At 72.0% G+C, this 18,460-nt stretch carries 15 protein-coding genes; 1 reads left to right on the plus strand and 14 read right to left on the minus strand.

The window, feature by feature from the left end; translation table 11 throughout:
* Nucleotides 1–10: 10 nt before the first annotated feature.
* The 4 genes from WMF20_RS45095 to WMF20_RS45110 form a co-directional block, all read right to left on the minus strand.
* Complete coding sequence (locus tag WMF20_RS45095) at nucleotides 11–673, minus strand: hypothetical protein (protein ID WP_437607945.1); 663 nt, start codon at nucleotides 671–673, stop codon at nucleotides 11–13.
* Nucleotides 654–1,019 (minus strand): MerR family transcriptional regulator, encoded by a 366-nt coding sequence (locus WMF20_RS45100; RefSeq protein WP_237244684.1) that lies wholly within the window; start codon nucleotides 1,017–1,019, stop codon nucleotides 654–656. The genes WMF20_RS45095 and WMF20_RS45100 overlap by 20 nt, the downstream gene beginning before the upstream one ends.
* Before the next feature lie 11 nt (nucleotides 1,020–1,030).
* Nucleotides 1,031–1,336, minus strand: a complete 306-nt coding sequence (locus WMF20_RS45105) for an integration host factor subunit alpha (protein ID WP_012241218.1) — start codon at nucleotides 1,334–1,336, stop codon at nucleotides 1,031–1,033.
* Nucleotides 1,337–1,715: 379 nt separating this feature from the next.
* Nucleotides 1,716–3,281, minus strand: a complete 1,566-nt coding sequence (locus tag WMF20_RS45110; RefSeq protein WP_437607946.1) for a glycosyltransferase — start codon at nucleotides 3,279–3,281, stop codon at nucleotides 1,716–1,718.
* Nucleotides 3,282–3,771: 490 nt separating this feature from the next.
* Here WMF20_RS45110 and WMF20_RS45115 point away from each other — a divergent pair, with 490 nt between their 5' ends.
* Entirely contained in the window at nucleotides 3,772–4,812 is a 1,041-nt protein-coding gene (locus WMF20_RS45115) for a hypothetical protein (protein ID WP_437607947.1), read from the plus strand.
* Nucleotides 4,813–4,904: 92 nt separating this feature from the next.
* On the opposite strand, the gene WMF20_RS45120 is transcribed toward WMF20_RS45115, so the two are convergent.
* The 10 genes from WMF20_RS45120 to WMF20_RS45165 all read right to left on the minus strand — a co-directional run bounded on the left by WMF20_RS45120 (nucleotide 4,905) and on the right by WMF20_RS45165 (nucleotide 18,181).
* Nucleotides 4,905–5,279: a response regulator gene (locus WMF20_RS45120; protein WP_129580028.1), complete on the minus strand. Its 375-nt coding sequence runs from the start codon at nucleotides 5,277–5,279 to the stop codon at nucleotides 4,905–4,907.
* A 212-nt stretch (nucleotides 5,280–5,491) separates the two neighbouring features.
* Nucleotides 5,492–6,250, minus strand: a complete 759-nt coding sequence (locus WMF20_RS45125) for an ABC transporter ATP-binding protein (protein WP_129580029.1) — start codon at nucleotides 6,248–6,250, stop codon at nucleotides 5,492–5,494.
* Nucleotides 6,247–7,053 carry an ABC transporter ATP-binding protein gene (locus WMF20_RS45130; RefSeq protein ID WP_437607948.1) on the minus strand — a complete coding sequence of 269 codons (807 nt, stop codon included), beginning with the start codon at nucleotides 7,051–7,053 and terminating at the stop codon, nucleotides 6,247–6,249. The genes WMF20_RS45125 and WMF20_RS45130 overlap by 4 nt, the downstream gene beginning before the upstream one ends.
* Complete coding sequence (locus WMF20_RS45135) at nucleotides 7,050–8,282, minus strand: branched-chain amino acid ABC transporter permease (RefSeq protein ID WP_437607949.1); 1,233 nt, start codon at nucleotides 8,280–8,282, stop codon at nucleotides 7,050–7,052. Before WMF20_RS45135 ends, WMF20_RS45130 begins: the two co-directional genes overlap by 4 nt.
* Nucleotides 8,283–8,329: 47 nt before the next feature.
* Entirely contained in the window at nucleotides 8,330–9,055 is a 726-nt protein-coding gene (locus tag WMF20_RS45140; RefSeq protein WP_437607950.1) for a ClpXP protease specificity-enhancing factor SspB, read from the minus strand.
* Nucleotides 9,056–9,291: 236 nt separating this feature from the next.
* On the minus strand, nucleotides 9,292–10,662 hold the full coding sequence (locus WMF20_RS45145) for a phenylacetate--CoA ligase family protein (RefSeq protein WP_437607951.1): 1,371 nt from the start codon (nucleotides 10,660–10,662) through the stop codon (nucleotides 9,292–9,294).
* Nucleotides 10,663–11,001: 339 nt separating this feature from the next.
* Nucleotides 11,002–11,916, minus strand: a complete 915-nt coding sequence (locus WMF20_RS45150) for a DMT family transporter (RefSeq protein WP_437607952.1) — start codon at nucleotides 11,914–11,916, stop codon at nucleotides 11,002–11,004.
* Between the two features lie 71 nt (nucleotides 11,917–11,987).
* Nucleotides 11,988–13,670: an IgGFc-binding protein gene (locus WMF20_RS45155; RefSeq protein ID WP_437607953.1), complete on the minus strand. Its 1,683-nt coding sequence runs from the start codon at nucleotides 13,668–13,670 to the stop codon at nucleotides 11,988–11,990.
* Between the two features lie 547 nt (nucleotides 13,671–14,217).
* Nucleotides 14,218–17,247, minus strand: a complete 3,030-nt coding sequence (gene uvrA / locus WMF20_RS45160) for an excinuclease ABC subunit UvrA (RefSeq protein WP_437607954.1) — start codon at nucleotides 17,245–17,247, stop codon at nucleotides 14,218–14,220.
* A 115-nt stretch (nucleotides 17,248–17,362) separates the two neighbouring features.
* Nucleotides 17,363–18,181, minus strand: a complete 819-nt coding sequence (locus WMF20_RS45165) for a Stp1/IreP family PP2C-type Ser/Thr phosphatase (RefSeq protein ID WP_129580036.1) — start codon at nucleotides 18,179–18,181, stop codon at nucleotides 17,363–17,365.
* Nucleotides 18,182–18,460 lie beyond the last annotated feature (279 nt).

Consider the following 18,460-nt stretch of genomic DNA (forward strand, 5'->3'; position numbering starts at 1 on the left):
GAGGGGTCGGCTAGGGCCGCGGCCGTGGCCGCCTCGCCAGCACCACGGCCACGCCCGCCGCCGCGAGCACCCCGAGCCCCGCGGCCGCCGCGAGCGGCTCCTCCGCGGCGAGGAAGATCGCCCGCACGAGCAATCCCGGCGCCGGCGGCGCCACGAACGCACCCTCGATCTCCGTCGCGCCGAGCAGCGCCCCGCATCGGGCGCCCGTCCCCTGCGCCGGCTCCAGGCAGACCACGCTGCAGAGCGCCGCGTCGTGCTCGCTCCCCGCGAAGCCGAGCACGTGCCGCCCACGGATCGCCACCGCGCGCTCGCCCGCCCTCCCCGCCGCCTCGAACGGCTGTTCGAACCGCTGCTCGAGCGATCGGATCGGCCCTGCCTCCCACCGCTCGATCGTCACCCCGAGCGCCCCGCGCACGAGCCCCGACGCCCGATCGAGCACCAGCTCCTCCAGGCCGGTGACCCACCGCTGCGACGGGGCCGTCGCGCAGACCGCGCGCAGCGACACATCGTCCGCCTCGACGCCGCGCCGCAGCGTCACCTTCGCCCCCGCGATCGCCGACACGTCGATCGCGGGCAACGCGTCCGGCGGCGCGTCGCGCGCCCCGGCGGGCAGCGAGAGGCGCAGCGAGAGGCCCAGCGCCACGCCGTGCAGCTCAGACGCGCTCGAGCTCATCCATCAACGCGAGCACCTCGCTGCGGATCTCGACCAGCGCCGCGCGCATCCGCTGCACCTCCTCGTGGCTCGCGCCCGCGTCGGGGGCCGGCGGCTCGATCCCGCCCTCGCGCAGCTTGCGCCGCGCCCCGGCGATCGTGAAGCGATGCGAGTAGAGGAGCTCCTTCACCTTGAGGAGCGTCTCGACGTCGCGCCGGCTGTAGACCCGCTGCCCCTTCGCCGATTTCTGCGGGCGGATGGAGCGGAACTCCGTCTCCCAGTACCGGAGCACGTGCGGCTCGACCCCGACGATGCCGGCCACCTCGCCGATCCGGTAGTACAGCTTCGCCGGAAGCTGTTGGCGCACCGCCAAGCGGTCTACTCCTCGGCCGCCGAGGCCGTCTCGCGCGGGTTGAGGGCCTGCTTCAAGATCTGGCTCGCCTTGAAGTTCAGGACCCGGCGCTCCGTGATCAGGATCGGGTCGCCGGTCTGGGGATTGCGGCCCTGCCGCTGGCGCTTGTCGCGCAGCACGAAGTTGCCGAAGCCAGAGATCTTGATCTTCTCCCCGCGCCCCAGGGTTTCCTTCATGGTCTCGAACACGAGATCCACCAGATCGGCAGATTCCTTCTTCGAGAACCCGCCGAGGCGGGAGTAGACCGCCTGAACGATTTCGGCTTTCGTCATGAGACCCCCATCGCCCTTACAGAAGGGGGGGCGCGCCGCAACCCCTGAAGACCGTTCAGGAAGCCGCGTGCGGTCCCCCGACCGGCCTGTGGCAGGATGCCAGCCTGCGTCGGGTAGGTCTAGGGGGTACGCAGGCTTCGCCCGATAGGACCGGGCCCGCTTCGTGCAGCCCTCCAGCGGACGCGAACGTCGGGGCCAGCCCGCCAGGAGCCCGGAAACCCAGCCGCACCAGGGGATCGGAGCCACCCCGCCACCGCAGGGCCCCCGCCCCGCCCGCCACCGCAGACCGGCGCCCCGCCCGCCCCGAGGCCGCGGCCGGAGATCCGGAGGGATTCCGGCGCGGCCGCGGGCGAGGCGCGGCTCGCCAGCGGCGAACCGCTCAGGCGGCGAGATCGCCGAGGGGCCGCTCCTTCGTCGCCTGCCTGGACCAGGCGCCGACCACGGCCGCATCGCCCGGCCGCGCGTCGCTCCAGCCGACGACCGGCGCGCTCGAGACCGCCTCGCGGCGGCGCCCGATCTGCTCCTGGGCGACCATGGCCGCGACGTAGAGGTAGCCGACGGCGAAGAGCACCGCGAACGGGGTGGCGAAGTAGTGGCCTGTCTGGACGGACGCGACCACCGCGCCGCCCGAGAGCACGGCGAGCACCGCCTCGGTGAGCGGCAGGTCCGTGCGCACCCTGTACCGGCCCTTGTTGTCGCCCTGCTTCGGGGTCCGAACGAACTCGCCCGCCATGCTTCGGAGCCCCTCGATCACGGCCTTGGACAGGTGCGGCGCGAGCCCCGTCCCGAGCGCGATGAGCATCGGCAAGCGCACGACCGCGCCCCAGCGCGAGCGGCCCTGCGCCGTCTCGGCCAGCATGTAGAACGCCGCGAGCGACCCGGTCGTCGCCGTGCAGAGCGGCAGGTCGATGGCGAACATCGTCAGCGTGTCGGCGGCGGGGAACAGCACGAGCGCCGGCAGGAGCAGGACGCTCAGGAGCACCAGGAGCGGGTAGGCGAAGTGCGGCGTGAGGTGAAAGAACGCCTCGAACCGCTGCCCGCGCGAGAGCTTCGCGTTCAGCACCGTCGCCATCAGCTTGCGCGCGGTCTGCACCGTCCCCTTGGCCCAGCGGTACTGCTGCGCGCGCAGCGCCGAGATGTCCTCGGGGAGCTCCGCCGGCGAGACCACATCCTCGCGGTAGACGAAGCGGTAGCCCGCGAGCTGCGCCCGGTACGACAGGTCGAGGTCCTCGGTCAGCGTGTCGTGCTGCCAGCCGCCGGCCTCGATGATGGCGTCCTTGCGCCACATCCCGCCGGTGCCCGAGAAGTTGAACAGGAGGCCGGCGCCGTAGCGCGCGCGGTTCTCGACGAGGTGGTGGCCGTCGAGCATGAGCGCCTGCACCTGCGTGAGGATCGAGACGTCGCGGTTCAGGTGCCCCCACCGCGTCTGGACCATGCCGACCGTCGGATCCTCGAAGTGGCCGACGATCGACCGGACGAAGCCCGGCTGCGGGATGAAGTCGGCGTCGAAGATCGCGACGAGCTCGCCCTTCGCGACCTTGAGGCCCTCGTCGAGCGCCCCCGCCTTGTAGCCGACGCGGTTCGTGCGGTGCAGGTACACCGCGTCGATGCCCTCCGCGCGCAGCCGCTCGACGTGCGCGCGGACGAGGGCCTGCGTCTCGTCCGTCGAGTCGTCGAGCACCTGGATCTCGAGCTTGTCGCGCGGGTAGTCCATCCGCGCGACCGCGTCGAGCAGCCGCGCCGCGACCGTCGACTCGTTGAAGAGCGGCAGCTGGATCGTCACCGGCGGCAGATCGCGATCGGTCAGGGCCGCGACCTCCTGCGCGCGCGCGATCTTCGCGCGGTGGAGGCGACAGAGGACCACGAGGTGCAGTCGGTGCAGGCCGTAGGCGCTGAGACCGAGCAGCACGCCGAAGTAGAGCACGCAGAGCAGCATGGAGAGCATCGGGAGCACCTGCCGCCAGCGGGCTTTCGGGCGGGTGGGACCGGGCGAACCCCGGTCTCCACGCCTGCGGTGCTGGCGGGTAACGAACGCGTACCACCCGCCGAATCCGAAGTTGTCATGCACTTGTAATTCGTTGCAACTCTCTGTCACGAGGCGTGGAAAGTTGACTTGGGCTCGAGTCCTTCCCCCTGGAAAATGACAATCACCGACAATCCCGCTTCGCCCGGTCACGCGGCGCTTCCCGCAGGTTCGGCGCACGAACGCGCGCGCGCGAGCGACGCACGAGGTAAGGTGTTCCCCCGATACCGATGCACTAAATAAGGTGTATTCGTAAGGGCCTTCCGAGGAAGGGTTCGATAAGTACGGCGCTGACCTGATGGGCAGATTCACAGTGTTGTGGGTTCTGGGGTCCTCTCCAGGGGCGCCGCCGCCGGGGGTCCGGGGTCATCTGCGCCTGGCGCCCGCGGGAGCCCGGGGTTATCCGTTGCCGATGAGCCGCGCGCTACTTAATGAACTGAAGGCCCGCCAGATCGCGTTCCTCGAGGCGCGGCTCGTCTCGGAGGCCGCGGCGCGGGACTTCCGGGAGCGCCTGCCCGCCGGCGTCGCGGCGCTGCTCGCGACGCCGCTCGGCGAGCTCATCGATGCGGGGGCGGTCGCGCGGGCGCTCGACGCGCTGGCGGCGGAGGAGTCGCTCCGGCGGGCGGTCCGGCCCGCGGCCGCCGCGGCGCTCGCGGCGCTGGTCGAGGCGGCGCGCGCCGAGCGGCGGCGCGCCCGGGAGCTCCTGCCGGAGGGGGCGCGCGACAAGCTCGACCGCATCCTGGAGCAGCCGAAGCTCGTCCCGGAGCGGCTCGTGCGCGAGGTGCTCGAGAGCGCGGCGCTCGACGCGGTGATGCGCGACGTCCTCTACGACACGCTGAAGGAGTTCTCCGAGAAGGTGAACCCGTTCTTCGCCGAGTGGGGCCTGCCGGCGCTGCTCAAGCGGATCGCCCCCTTCGGCCTCGGCGGGGTCGGCAAGGCGATGGGCACCCTGCAGGGCGAGTTCGAGCGGCGGCTCGAGCCCGAGATCCGCCGCTTCTTGCAGGGGTTCTCGCGCACGGCGATGCGCCAGGTGCACGACATCCTCGTCGCCAGGGGCGACACGCCCGAGTTCGTCGGCCTGCGCAAGCACGTCGCGGGGTGGGTGCTGGAGCAGGAGATCTGCGCGCTCGTCGGCCAGCTCGACGCGAAGAGCTCGGCGCTCGCCGAGGAGCTCGGGGCCGACGTCGCCGCGCAGGTGCTGCGGGACCGGCCGGTCCGGGCGCGCACCCGCGAGGCGATCGCGGCGTTCGTCGCCGCGCACGCGCGCGAGCCGCTCGGCGAGGTGCTGGGGCGCTTCGGGATCGCGCCGGCGCTCGACGTCGACGCGCTCGCGGCCGCGCTCTGGCCGCTCGTGCGGAGCGCGTGCGCGACCGGGCCGGTGCGCGCCTGGCTCGCGTCCGTGGTGGAGGAGTTCTTCGACGGGCTGCCGGAGGGCATCGAGCCGTCCGCCTGACGCGCGGCGGGGCGCGGCGCGGCCCGCCCCCGGGTGGTGCGATCCGCGCCGGGGCGCCCGCGCCCCGCGCGGGCTCGCCCGGCAGCGGCCGCTCAGCCCATGGCCGAGGCGTCCGCCACCGCCGACTCGATGTACGCGAGGCCGCGCGACGGGCACGCGGGCACCGTGGGCGCGAACGCCTCCATGTCGAGGATGAGCTCGGGGCCGCCCGCGAGCGTGAGCACCACGACGGGCACGCGCGGCGACATGCGGCGGAGCTCTTCCATCTCGCTGTGGAGCTCCGCCTCCTCCCGGGGCACGAGCACCATCACGTGAGGACGCCAGCGGGCAAGCACGTCACGCGCATGGCCGAGCCCGCAGCACGTCTCCACCGTGTAGTCCCGGGACGAGAGGAAGTGGACGAGCGGCTGGGTGTTGCTGGCGTCGTCGTCGATCACCAGAACGCGGGTCGTGCTCTCAATCTCCATAAGTATCCCCCGTTGGCGGCTGGGTCTGGCCGAAGCGCCGAAGACCGGATCTTCATCGCCTGGCTCACCGAAACCATACTCCATCGGCGGCAAAGCGCGATGTCAATCGCGCCTCATCGCATCGCGCGACGCGTTGATACGGGCCTGAAACAGCGACGCTTTCTCCCCGTCGTCTCCGCGATGCGCGGACGACCGCCGGGCCCGGCAGGCGCTCAGCCGCCGAGGTAGGCCGCGCGGATCTCTTCGTTCGCCGCGAGATCCTTGGAGTCGCCGCTCATGGCGATCTGCCCAGTACGGAGCACGTAGGCGCGCGTCGAATACTTGAGCGCGAGTCGGGTGTTTTGCTCAACGAGGAGTACGGTGGTTCCTGACGCCGCGATCTTGGCGATCGACTCGAAGATGTCCGCGACGAGCCGCGGGGCGATGCCGAGCGAGGGCTCGTCGAGGAGCAGCATGGCGGGGCGCGCCATCATGGCGCGGCCGATCGCGAGCATCTGCTGCTCGCCGCCGGAGAGCGTGCCGCCGTGCTGGTGCATGCGCTCGCCGAGGCGGGGGAAGAGCTTCACCACGTCGTCGACGGTCTCCCCCATGGTGGGGCCGTGCTTGTGGCACCACGCGCCGAGCTCGAGGTTCTCGCGGACGGTGAGGTTCGAGAAGATCGCGCGCCCCTCGGGGACGAGCGAGACGCCGGCGCCGACGAGCTCCTCGGTCGAGACGGACGCGAGGTCCTTGCCGTCGTAGCGGATGCGGCCGGCGGCGATCGGCAGGAGGCGGACGATCGTCTTCAGCGTGGTCGTCTTGCCGGCGCCGTTCGCGCCGATCATCGCGACGATCTCGCCGCGCCGGACCTCGAGGCTCACGCCCTTGAGCGCCCGGATGCCGCCGTAGCTGACCGCGAGATCGTCGACGACGAGCAGGGGCTCGCCGGGCGCCACCGAGGGGGGCTGCCGCGTCGGGTGCGATGTCTTCATGCCGGCTCCTCTGCCGCGGCGCCGGCCTCGGCGGCGTCCTCGTCGACCTCCTCGCCGAGGTAGGCGGCGAGGACCTTCGGGTCCCTGCGCACGACCTCCGGGGTGCCGTGCGAGATGGTCTCGCCGTGGTCGAGGACGTGGATCTCCTCGCACACGCCCATCACGACCTGCATGTTGTGCTCGACCAGCACGACCGTGACGTCGAAGGTGTCGCGCAGCCAGCGGATCTGCTGCTTGAGCCCCTCGGCCTCGCCGTAGTTCATGCCGGCCGCCGGCTCGTCGAGCAGGAGCAGCTTCGGCTTGAGCATCATCGCCCGGGCGATCTCGAGGCGGCGCTGGTTGCCGTACGAGAGCGACGTCGAGATCTCGTCGGCCATGTCCTCGAGCTTGAACACCGAGAGCAGCGAGAGCGCGCGCTCGGTCATCTCCTGCTCGTCCTTGTAGAAGAACGGCGAGCGGAGCAGGGCGGAGGCGAGCGTCGCCTTGCGCAGGTTCTCGCAGGCGACGAGCACGTTCTCGAGCACGGTGAGCTGGCCGAAGAGGCGGATGTTCTGGAACGTGCGGGCGATGCCGAGGTGCGCGATCTGGCTCGGCTTGAGCGGCGCGAGGTCGGTTCCGCCGAAGCGGATCGAGCCCTCGTCGTGCTTGTAGACGCCGGTGATCAGGTTGAACACCGTCGTCTTGCCGGCGCCGTTCGGGCCGATGAGCCCGAAGATCGAGCGCTCCGGCACGGTGAACGAGACGCCGCCCACGGCCTTGAGGCCGCCGAACCGCTTGGTCACACCCTGCAGATCGAGGTTCACTCGAACTCCCTCCCGGCCGGCTTGGCCTCGCGCTCGATGGCGGTGCCGGGCGGCCTCTCCTCTTGCGGCGCGTCCGCGCGCCCGGCGGCCGCCTCGGCGCCGGTCGTCGCGGGGACGGGCTCGGCCGGCCCGACCGGCGCGCGCGGCGCGCGCTGTGCGCGCCGGCCGAAGAGCTCGCGCTCGCCGAAGAGCCCCTCGGGGCGCAGGATCATCAGCCCGATGAGGATGGACGCGTAGAGCACCATCCTGAGGGCGTTCAGATCGAGCGCGGGGTAGGCCGCCTTCAGCGCGAGGACGCTGTCGAGGCCCTGGAGCTGCTCGATGAGCTTGACCGTGAAGGTCACGAGCACGCCGCCCACGATCGACCCGGTGACGCTGCCCGAGCCGCCGAGGATCACCATCGTGATCGCGTCGAACGAGTAGTTGAACGTGAACTGGTCCGGCTGGACCGTGGGGTTGCCGTCGCGCATCGAGGCGAGCAGGCCGCCGGCGATGCCGCCGCCGGCGGCGGAGATGACGAACGAGGTGACCTTGTAGCGCGTCGGATCGACGCCCACCGCGGCGGAGGCGATCTCGTCCTCGCGGAGCGCGCGCAGCGCGCGGCCCCAGCCGGAGAACTTGAGCCGCCAGGCGACGATGGTCGCGAGCGCGACGGCGCCGAAGATCCAGAACGGGCCGGCGTACTGCGGGACGCCGGTGTCGTCGGGGCCGGCGTAGCCGATCGGGCCGCCGAGCGCGGCGAGCAGCTTGCCGATCGGCCCCTGGTCGGCGGCGCCGGTCGTCGCCGTGGCGATCGTCAGGCGGAAGATCTCGGCGAACCCGAGGGTCACGATCGCGAGGTAGTCGCCGCGGAGCCGGAGGCTCGGCAGGCCGACCACGAGGCCGAACAGGGCCGCGACGAGCCCGGACGCGAGCAGCGCCGGGGGCATCACGAGGAACGAGTTGCCGAAGAGCGGATCGCCGCCGCCGAGCATCTGGTGCAGGTTGCCGGCGACGATGGCCCCGGTGTACGCGCCGATGCCGACGAAGCCGGCGTGGCCGATCGAGAACTGGCCGGCCATGCCGTTGATGACGTTGAGCGAGAGCGCCGCGATGACGTTGACCATCGCGAACAGGGCGAGCTGCCGCCAGGCGGCGTCCGGCAAGAGGGTCTCGAAGCCGAACTCGAGGGCGACGAAGACGCCGAGGAGCACGAGCGCCGTGATGACGCGCTTCAACGGTCGAGGCATGGCCGGCCACAGTTGATTTGGCCGGGCCGCACCGTCAAGCGGGAGCGTTACTTGATAACGCGCAAATAGGGGGGCAGCTCGCGCTTCGGCTTGCCCGTCCCTGGTTGCGGTCTGGGCTCGGGCTCACCGGAGCTGCCAGAATCGTCGTCTTCCGCCTCGGTCGACCGCGCCGGCGCGAGGGCCGGGGCGGGCACCGGCGCGAGCGGCCTCACGGCCGCGCCGGCGTCGCGCACCGGCGGCTCGCCCGCGCCGCGGCGCTCGGCGGGCTCCACGGCCTCGAGCTCGGGGCGGCGCGCCTTGTCGCGCGCGCGCGCCTCGTCCGCCTCGTCGTCGCTCCGCTCCTCGTCGCTGCTCGGGGGCGCCACGGCGGCGAGCCGGGGGCGCGGCCGCTTCTGGGGCTTCTGCGGGGCCGCGCCGGGCCGCTGCTGCTTCTGCGCGGCGAGATCGGCCGGGATGTCCTCGGGCCAGACCATGCCGCGCTGGTCCTCGCTCACGAGCGCCCAGATCGCGTGCCACGGCAAGCGGCACCAGAACGGCGCGCGGTTGAACGAGAGGGTGCAGCTGATCCCGTCGTCGTCCACCTTCAGGTCGGGGATGGGGATCGCCATGTTCATGCCGACCTGGAGGATCAGCTGCGGCTGGCCCGTGAACCACTTGGGGACGGAGACACCGGGCCGGCGCGGGTCGAGGTGGATGAACACGCTCGGCTCTCGCTCGAGGAGGGCCAGCGCGACGTCCTTTTTCGGCGGGAGCGGTCTCTGCACGTCGGACATCGTACTGCTCTGCCCAATACCCCGGACCGCGCGGCTCCGCCAGCGCTTCGGGCCCTCGGGCGAACGGCGGCGCGCCGGTGAGCGGGCCGCAGCGCGAGAGCCGTCAGGCGACTCCAGCAGCTCTGTAGAAAGCTCGCCGTAGTCCGCGTCGTCCGCGTCCTCGTCCGCGCACGCGCACGCGGGGCCGGCGGCGAGGCGCTCGAGCCCCGCGGCACACCCGCGCACCAGGGCGCACCTCACGCCGCGGGTCGCCGGCTCAGCTCGACGGGGACCTCCGAGAGGGTGACCCGGTGCTTGCCGCCGGGCGTGAGGGGGATCTGGTCGACGATCTGGACGCAGATCTCCGCGCGCTCGCCGAGGTGCTGCCGGACGGTGCGCTCGATGAGCCGCGCGGTCTCGGGCTGGAACCCCTTGCCGGGCACGAGCCGGACGGTGATCGCGCGCCGCCGGTCCTGGTAGACCTGGTAGCGGGCGATCGTCGGCTGGTCCTTGATGAGGTGCGGGAAGAGCTCCCCGGCGAGCAGCTGGCCGTCGGGGCCGACAAGGAGGTCGAGGACGCGGCCCTCCACCGAGGCGAGCATCGGCAGGCCGCGGCCGCACGCGCACGGCGCGCCGGCGGCGATCGCGACGTCCTGGTTCTTGTAGCGGATGAGCGGCATCGATCGGCAGACGAGGTCGGTCACGACGACCTCGCCCGGCTCGCCCGGGAGGGCGTGCCGCCCGTCGCGGAGCAGCTCGACGTACACGCCCTCCATGTGGATGTGCTTGCCCTCGTGCCGCTCGCACTCCGCCGCGATCAGCATGAGCTCGCGGCAGCCGTACCGGTCGAAGACCGGGGCGCCGAACGCGCGCTCGATCGCCTCGCGCTGGTGCGCGAAGAGCCGCTCCGCGCTGGTGACGACGCCGCGCGGCGGGGGGAGCGCGCGCCCCTCCGCGAGCGCGTAGCGCGCCGCGTGGTACAGCGCGCTCGTGTAGCCGACGATGAGCTGCGGCCGGTACCGCGCGATCTCGTCGAGCAGCGCGGCGAACCGGGCCTCGGACAGATCGAAGGCGCTGATCATCTTCTTGCGGAGGATGGCCTCGTGCAGGGCGCGCTTGGCCTTCTTCGCGAGCGTCTCGCCGAACTGGGTGCTCCACAGGTGGAGCTCCCTGTCGCCGAGCCGGGCGCCCGCCCACCCGTCGGACCGCATCGCGGCCGCGACGCGGCGCTCGTAGGTGCGGTGGTCGAAGCGGAACCGCACCGGCTCGCCCGTGGAGCCCCCGGTGCCGCTCGAGTAGAGCGTGCCGACAAAGCCCTCGGCGAGGAGCTCCGGCCCGTGGGCGCGGAGGTCGGCCCGCGTGAGGACGGGGAGCCGCACGAGGTCCTCCGGCGCCTTCACCGAGGCGACGCGCACCCCGTGCTCGGCGAACCGGGCGCGGTAGAACGGGACGTTCTGCTCGGCGAAATGGAGGGCGGCGAGCATCCGCCGGAAGGCGAGATCGCGAATCTCGTCTTCCGGCAGCCACTGAGAGCGCTCGAGCTCCTCCAAATGCTTCAGGGTCTCCCTGCCCCGCAAACGGGTCTCGTAGAGCGGAAACAGGATGTTTCGAAACAGCTCACCGTACATGGGGAGAGCGTTCTTTGGAATCATCCGCCGTCAAGCGCGCGCCGGCGGCTCTCCCGCGAATCCGCATCTTCGTGGCGAGGAATCCGACCGGAGCGGCGCGCGCCGGCGGCTTCCGTCCCGGCGGGGCGGGGAGCGCTTGAATCGATCGCCGCACAGGCACGCTTCCATCGGACGAGCGGTGTTCCGTCGGACGCGGCCCGGGGTCGTGACCGGGGTTGAACGAGGAGGCGGGGAGAGCGGTTGGACGGGCTTCGCGGCTCCCGCCTCGCCGTGAGCGCTCCGGGCCGACGCCGCCGCGATCCGGGCGGGAGGCGCGGCGGCGTCGGCCCGGAGCGCGCGTCAGCCCGCGCTGCTGGCCGCGGGCGGGCTCGACCCGAAGATGGCGACGATGGCGCCGGCGAGGATGATCGCGGCGCCGGCGATCTCCGTGGCCGTGGGGATGGCGCCGAGCCACAGGGCGCCGATCAGGATCCCGCCCAGCGTCTCGCCGGGGGACACGAGCGCGATGATCGACGGGGACATGCGGCGCGCGGCGGCCTGCACCGCGGTGTGGCCGACGAGGGTGGGGACGAGCGCGAGCGCGACGATGGCGACGGCGGCGTGGGCCGGCGGCGGGGCGACGCCCTCGAGCGCGCCGGGCGCGGCGGGGAGCGCCGCCGCGAGGAAGACGGCGGCGCTCGCGTAGACGAGCGCCGCGTAGCTCCGCGCCGGCAGGGCGTCGCGGAGCGCCCGGGCGAAGGACACGTAGAGGCCGTAGAGGACGGCGGCGCCGACGACCATGAGGTCGCCCGAGAGCCGGTGCTCGCCGGCGCCGGCCGCGCTCGCGATGACGACCGCGCCGGCGGTGGCGAGGAGCACGCCGGCCTGCTCGGCGCGCGTGGGGCGGACGCGGAAGAACGCCCACGCGCAGAGCACGACGGCGAGCGGCTCGAGGGAGATGAGCGAGAGCGCCGCGGCGATGGAAGTGCGGTCGAGCCCCCAGAGGAAGAGCGCGAAGTGGACGGCGAGCAGCAGGCCCGCGCAGAGGACGGCGGCGCGCTGGCGCAGCGAGAGGCCGGCCGCCGAGCGGGCGATCGCGCGCAGATCGAGCAGGGAGAGCGCGACCGCGGCGAGGGCGACGCGGCCGAAGGCGACGAAGAGCGGGTGGACCGGGCGCGCGTACCGGGCGAGGGGGCCGCTCGCGGCGAAGGCGAGGCTGGCCAGGACGACGAAGAGGGCGGCGCTCCGGGCCGTGACGCGCTGCTTGGCCGCCATGCGATGCTGCTAGGTCAGCCGGCCGGGAAAGACAATCAGCGAGGCGCGCAGCGAGGCGCGCCGCGGCGGGGTCAGTTGGGCGGGGGCGGAGGGGGCGCGATGAGGACGAGGTTGAGCCCGCCCGGGTACTGGTAGCTCGTGTAGGAGCCGTAGCCGATCACCTGGATGCCGACGGGGGCCGAGGCGGTCAGCACGTGAGCGCCGTCGTTGCCCGGGCCGAGCGGGACGCGCGCGACGCCGAACCCGGAGCCGTTGCCGATCGGGGTCGGCTCGACGTCGACGGGATCGTCGTCGAGCGTGATCGTGGCGTCGAGCGGCTGGATGACGTCGACGTAGCTCTCGTCGTAATCGCTGGGGGCGAGGAAGACGTACTTGGTGCGGTACTGCTCCACCGCGGTGGCGTGGCTCTGCGACGGGTCGCCCTTCTGGTCGGGAGGGGGGGTGTCGCGGTCGACGATCTCGGCGCCCAGCATGAACGTGCTGACCGCGAACTCGTGATCTCCCACGATCTCGAAATCCCTCCTCACGACGCTGAGGTCGACGACCTGGCCGGCGTCGATCGAGGTCGGCGCGCCGTCCGGCCGGCCGGACGGATAGGTCAGCGCCGTGCCGTCGACGTTGCCGTAGAGGCGCACGACGTGACCGAAGACCTCGCCGCCGGGCGAGGTCGGGACGGTGACGAAGTAACGCTTGCCCAGGGTCTCGGCCGGGAACACCGACTCCTCGATGTGGTCGCAGGCCTTGTAACCGACCGGCGACTGCACGCACGGCATGCCGGTCAGCACCTGGACGGGGTTCGTGGCGGTGACGAGGCTGCCGCTGAGATCGCTGCTCGGGCTCCCGAGGATCTCGACGACATCGCCCGCGTCGAGGTCGACGGTGAAGCTGCCTCCGCCGGGCGTCGCAGGGATGCCGTCGCCGGCGATCACCGAGGCGCCCTGGGCGAGGCTCACCGTGACGCTGGTGCCGTCCTGGATGCCGGTGATGACCGCGTAGGCGCCCACCGCCGCGCTCCTCCAGCCCTGCTGGCCGGTGATGCGGTAGTTGCCGGTCATCGCGGTGCTCGGCAGGAGCAGCGAGGCGTCGTTGGTGAAGGAGTAGCAGCCGTAGGGGCGCCCGCTGGAAGGACACGAGCGGAGGCCGGGACAGGAGGACCAGTCCTTCCCGTCCGGGCCCCCAGCGCCCTTGTACTCGAGCGCGTTGAATTGATAGACCGTGACCGGCCGGGTCGAGACGAGGTGGTAAGCGCCGCCGTCCACGCGAACGGAGCCGCTGAGCGATTCGCCCGAGGCGCACACGCCGGCGTCGGGCCCCTTCAGCTCGCGGACCCAGGGGAGGTAGACCTTGGTCAGGCTGTTGGGCTGGACCTCGGCGCGCGCCACCGAGGCGCCGTCGCGCGTCACCTCGACCTCGGCCACCTCGTCGCCCGCGTTCGCGACGACGACCGCGTAGTCGAAGATCGACCACACGATATTCGCGGTGACCGTGGGCCAGAAGTCGCACCCGATATAGGATTTGTTCGCGGCGGCCTCCGCGCACGTCTTCGGGTCGCCCAGCAGATCGGGGCCGGGGTCGCTGCCGCCGGTGCCGGTGCCGATGTCGTCGCCGGTGCTGGTGGTGCCGGCGTTGCCGCTGGCGCTGGTGTTCGTGGAGGATCCGCCGTCGCCCGAGCCGCCGCCGGAGGTGTTTCCAGGCCGAGGGGGGCCCGCGGACGAGCCGCTGGCGGAGCATGCGGCCGCGGAGGCGGCGGCCACCAACAGTCCTAGGCCGAGAAACAGAGTGTGCTTCGAGTACTGCATGGGCCCTCCCGTCAACGGACTTCGAGCACAGGGGCCTGTGCGACAGCCCGGCTGGAATGAGACTTCCAGTGGATTGCTGAAGTAAATGGTCGAGCGCTTTCGCACCCCTGGACACGTTGGTGTCCATCGATCCCGGCTACGCGTTTTTGTGCCGCGGCGCAAGCACGCCGAGCCCATATCTCGCGATCATCATCGCGGAACACCAAGGAAATTCTGGAGCAACGACCGACAAGAAGCAAAGGTCACAGACGGGACAGATCGTGCGATATCGCTTCGCCCGCTCCTGGTTGCGCCTGCCGTAGGCCCCCGGGGAGGGAGCTCGTCGCGCGGGGCGCGGGCGGGCTGGTGTCCGAGCCCAATTGACGTCCTGTGTCCGGCGTGCGCAGCACGTCGGGCACAGGACGTCCCAGGCGAGTTCAGCCCGCCCGCGCCCCGCGCGACGAGCTCCCTCCCCGGGGGCCGGGCTCCTCGGAGCTCCCTGACGCCCCCGCCCGACGCGGTACTACCGCGGAGCCGTGAGCAGCGGGCGCAGGAACTGCCCCGTGTACGACGCAGGCACCTTCGCGACGTCCTCCGGCGTCCCCTCGGCGATGACCCGGCCGCCGCCGGCGCCGCCCTCGGGCCCGAGATCGATCACCCAGTCGGCGCACTTGATGACGTCGAGGCTGTGCTCGATGACCACCACCGTGTTCCCCGCCTCGACCAGCCGGTGGAGCACGCCGAGGAGCTTGCGGATGTCCTCGAAATGCAGGCCCGTCGTGGGCTCGTCGAGCACGTAGAGCGTGCGCCCCGTCTGGCTCTTGCCGAGCTCGCGGCTCAGCTTCACGCGCTGCGCCTCGCCGCCGCTCATCGTCGGCGCGCTCTGGCCGATCTTCATGTACCCGAGGCCCACCTCGACCAGCGTGTCGAGCACCCGCCGCAGCGCCACATGGTGCTCGAAGAGCCGCACGCAGTCCTCGATGCTCGTGTCCAGGATGTCGGCGATGCTCTTGCCCTTGTACCGCACCGCCAGCGTCTGCGCGCTGTACCGCTTGCCGGCGCACACCTCGCACGGGACGTAGACGTCGGCGAGGAAGTGCATCTCCACCTTCACCACGCCGTCGCCGCTGCACGCCTCGCAGCGCCCGCCCTTCACGTTGAAGCTGAACCGCCCGGGGCCATAGCCGCGCGCGCGCGACTCCGGCAGCTCGGCGAAGATCTCGCGGATCTGGTCGAACGCCTTCGTGTACGTCCCGGGGTTCGAGCGCGGCGTGCGGCCGATCGGCTTCTGGTCGATCGCGATCACCTTGTCGAGCGCCTTGAGCCCCTTGATCGCGCGGTGCGCCCCGACCGGCTCGGTGCTGTTGTGGAGCGCCCGGCCGAGCGCCGGCAGGAGGATGCCGTTCACCAGCGAGCTCTTGCCCGCGCCGCTCACCCCGGTCACCGCGAGGAGCACCCCGAGCGGGAACCGGACATCGATGTTCTTCAGGTTGTGCTCGGACGCGCCCAGGACCTCGAGCCACCCGCGCGGCGCGCGCCGCGCCTCGGGCACCTCGATGCGCGCGCGCCCCGCGAGGTACGCGCCCGTCAGGCTCTCCGGGTCGCGCGCGATCTCCTCGGGCGTCCCCGCGGCCATCACCCGCCCGCCGAGGTGCCCCGCCCCGGGGCCGAAATCCACGACGTAATCGGCGGCCCGGATCGTCTCCTCGTCGTGCTCCACCACAAGCACCGTGTTGCCCAGATCCCTGAGGCGCCGCAGCGTCTCGATGAGGCGCTGGTTGTCCCGCTGGTGCAGGCCGATGCTCGGCTCGTCGAGCACGTACATCACCCCCGACAGCTCGCTCCCGAGCTGGCTCGCCAGCCGGATGCGCTGCGCCTCGCCGCCGCTCAGCGTCGGCCCCGAGCGATCGAGCGTCAGGTAGTCGAGGCCCACGTTCAGGAGGAAGCTTAGCCGGCTCGTGATCTCCCGCCGCACCCCCTCGGTGATCTTCTGCCGGTTGCCCGGGAGCTCCAGCCGGGCGAAATGCTCGAATGCGTCCTTCACCGTCATGCCGGTGACGTCGGCGATGCTCTTGCCCGCGACGCGCACCGCGAGCGACTCCGGCCGCATCCGCTTGGAGCCGCAGGCGTCGCACGGCCGCTCGCTCATGAACTTGCGGTAGGCGTCCCGCGCCGACTCGGACGACGACTGCTGGAACCTGCGCATCAGGCTCGGGATCACGCCCTCGAACTTCATGCCCCAGGTGCCGTGGGTCTCGGTCCCCTCCTTCCCCCACGTCACGGCGATGCGCTTGCCCGAGAGGCCGTAGAGCACCGTCTCCTGCTTCTTCGCGCCGAGCTTGCGCCAGGGCACGTCGAGGTCGACGGAGCACGCCTTGGCCACGGCGTCGATGATGCGGAACGTCCAGCCCTCGCCGCGCGCCATGGCCGACGCCCAGGGGGCGATCGCGCCCTCCCGGATCGACAGCGAAGGGTCCGGGATCACGAGGGCCGGGTCGATCTCCAGGCGGGTGCCGAGGCCGTTGCAGGCGCCGCACATGCCGAGCGGGCTGTTGAACGAGAAGCTCTGCGGCGAGAGCTCGGGGAAGCTCTGGCCGCAGCAGGAGCGCGCGGCGCTGAACAGCAGCGGGGCGTCCGGGCGCCGCCGCCGCGCGGCCGGCCCGTCGTCGGCCTGGAGCTCGACCCGGAGCTCGCCGCGCCCCTCCTGGAGCGCGAGCTCGACCCCCTCGGTGATGCGCTGGCGCTCGTCCGCCCGCACGGCCAGCCGGTCGACCACGAGCGCGATGGTGTGCTTGAGCTTCTTGTCGAGCCGCGGCACCTCGTCGAGCCGGTGCTGCGCCCCGTCGATCTCGACCCGCACGAAGCCGCGGCCGCGGAGCTCCTCGAACAGGTCCTTGAACTCCCCCTTCCGGTGCGTCACGAGCGGCGCGAGCAGCACGAACTTCGTGCCCTCCGGCATCGCGAGGAGCTCGTCGACGATCTGCTCCGAGCTCTGCGCCTTCACCGGCTTGCCGCAGAGGTGACAATGCTGCTCGCCGGCGCGCGCATAGAGGACGCGCAGGTAATCGTAGACCTCGGTGATCGTGCCGACCGTGGAGCGCGGGTTGCTCGACGCGCTCTTCTGCTCGATGGCAATCGTCGGCGACAGGCCGCGCAGGTGCTCGACCTGCGGGCGATCGAGCTGACCGAGGAACTGGCGGGCATACGAGCTCAGCGTCTCGACGTAACGCCGCTGCCCCTCGGCGTAGAGGGTGTCGAACGCCAGGCTCGATTTGCCCGAGCCGCTCACCCCCGTGAACACCACGAGCTTCCGCTTCGGCACCTCCAGCCGGTCGATGCGGAGGTTGTGCTCCCGCGAGCCGAGCACCTCGATGAAATCCGGCTCGCGCGCGGCCTCGAGGAGCTTGAGCGCCGGCCGCGCCTCGACCTGCGCGGGCGGCTCGGCGCGCGGCGCTGCCTTTGCGCCGCCGTTGCCGGACCTGGCCAGCGCCCCGCCCCGGGGGGTGGATGCGATGGTCTGCGGCTGTGTGGATCCGTTCGTTCGCGCGCCCATTGGATTGCCCACCGCCATTAACACGGTGACGCGCTGTCCGGCACTCGATGTTCCGTGGAAAAGCGGGCAAGGAGCGCGCAATGCGCGCGGCGTCACATGTCAGGAGGCGCGCAGCTCAGCGCCTGGCCGGGCCGCCTGGAGCGGGGCGCCAGCGCACGACAACGCAGGTGACGTTATCGGGGCCGCCGTTCTCATTGGCGCGCCTGACGAGCCGCATGGTGATCTCGGCGAGGTCGGCGCGCTCCTCCAAAATACTTGCGATATCTTGCGCCGGCACCACGCCGGACAGGCCGTCCGAGCAGAGCAGCAGGACGTCGCCGCTCTCGACGGCGTCGATGCGCGTCTCCACCTCGACCGCCTCGTCGGTGCCGAGCGCGCGGGTGATCACGTGCTGGAGCGGGAACGAGCTGGCCTGCTCGGGGAGGAGGTGGCCGAGCCGGATGCACTCGTTGACCAGCGAGTGGTCCCGGGTGAGCTGCTCGAGGCGGTGATCGCGGAGGCGGTAGACGCGGCTGTCGCCGACGTGCGCGATGGCGATGAAGCCGTCGCGCGCGAGCGCGGCGGCGAAGGTGGTGCCCATGCCGCGCTTCTCCCGGTCGCGCCGCGCCGCGGAGAAGATGCGGCCGTTCGCGAGCTGGATGCCCGCGACGAGCAGCGGGAGCCCCTGATCGACGTAGCGGGCCTCGGCGGCCCGCGTCGTGGGCGGCCCCACGCTGACCGAGACAGGCCAGGTGGAGTCCGGGTCGTCGAAGAAATCACGCACGGTGTCGATCGCCATCCGCGAGGCGACCTCCCCGGCGGCGCGTCCCCCCATGCCGTCGGCCACGAGGAACAGCCCCCGCGACTCGAGGATCGCGAAGCTGTCCTCGTTCGTGTCCCGGACCATGCCAGGGTGGGTGATCCCGGCGGCTTCAAAAATGAGGTGACGCTGCACGGCGCTTCCCTCCAGCGTGCTCGCAGGCGCGCCTTGCCGAACTGCCGAACGACGGGCGCGCATCCTCCGTCATCCGCGCCCTTCCGGCGCCTGGATCGAACCGATCGCGCGACACAGAACGCATCGTCTGCTCATGTGGCTGCCCGCTTCAACTGCTTCGAGCGAGCCTACGCGGCAAGGATCGGTCGCGTCCACCAGATCGGGCCTCGGGCGGCGCCCGCCCGCGGCTGTCCGCGCGGGGGTCGGCGGCGCCTCGCGCGGCGCGAGGGTCGCCGTTCC

The sequence above is a fragment of the Sorangium sp. So ce834 genome (genome assembly GCF_051521425.1).
GTDB classification, from domain to species: Bacteria; Myxococcota_A; Polyangia; order Polyangiales; family Polyangiaceae; genus Sorangium; species Sorangium cellulosum_D.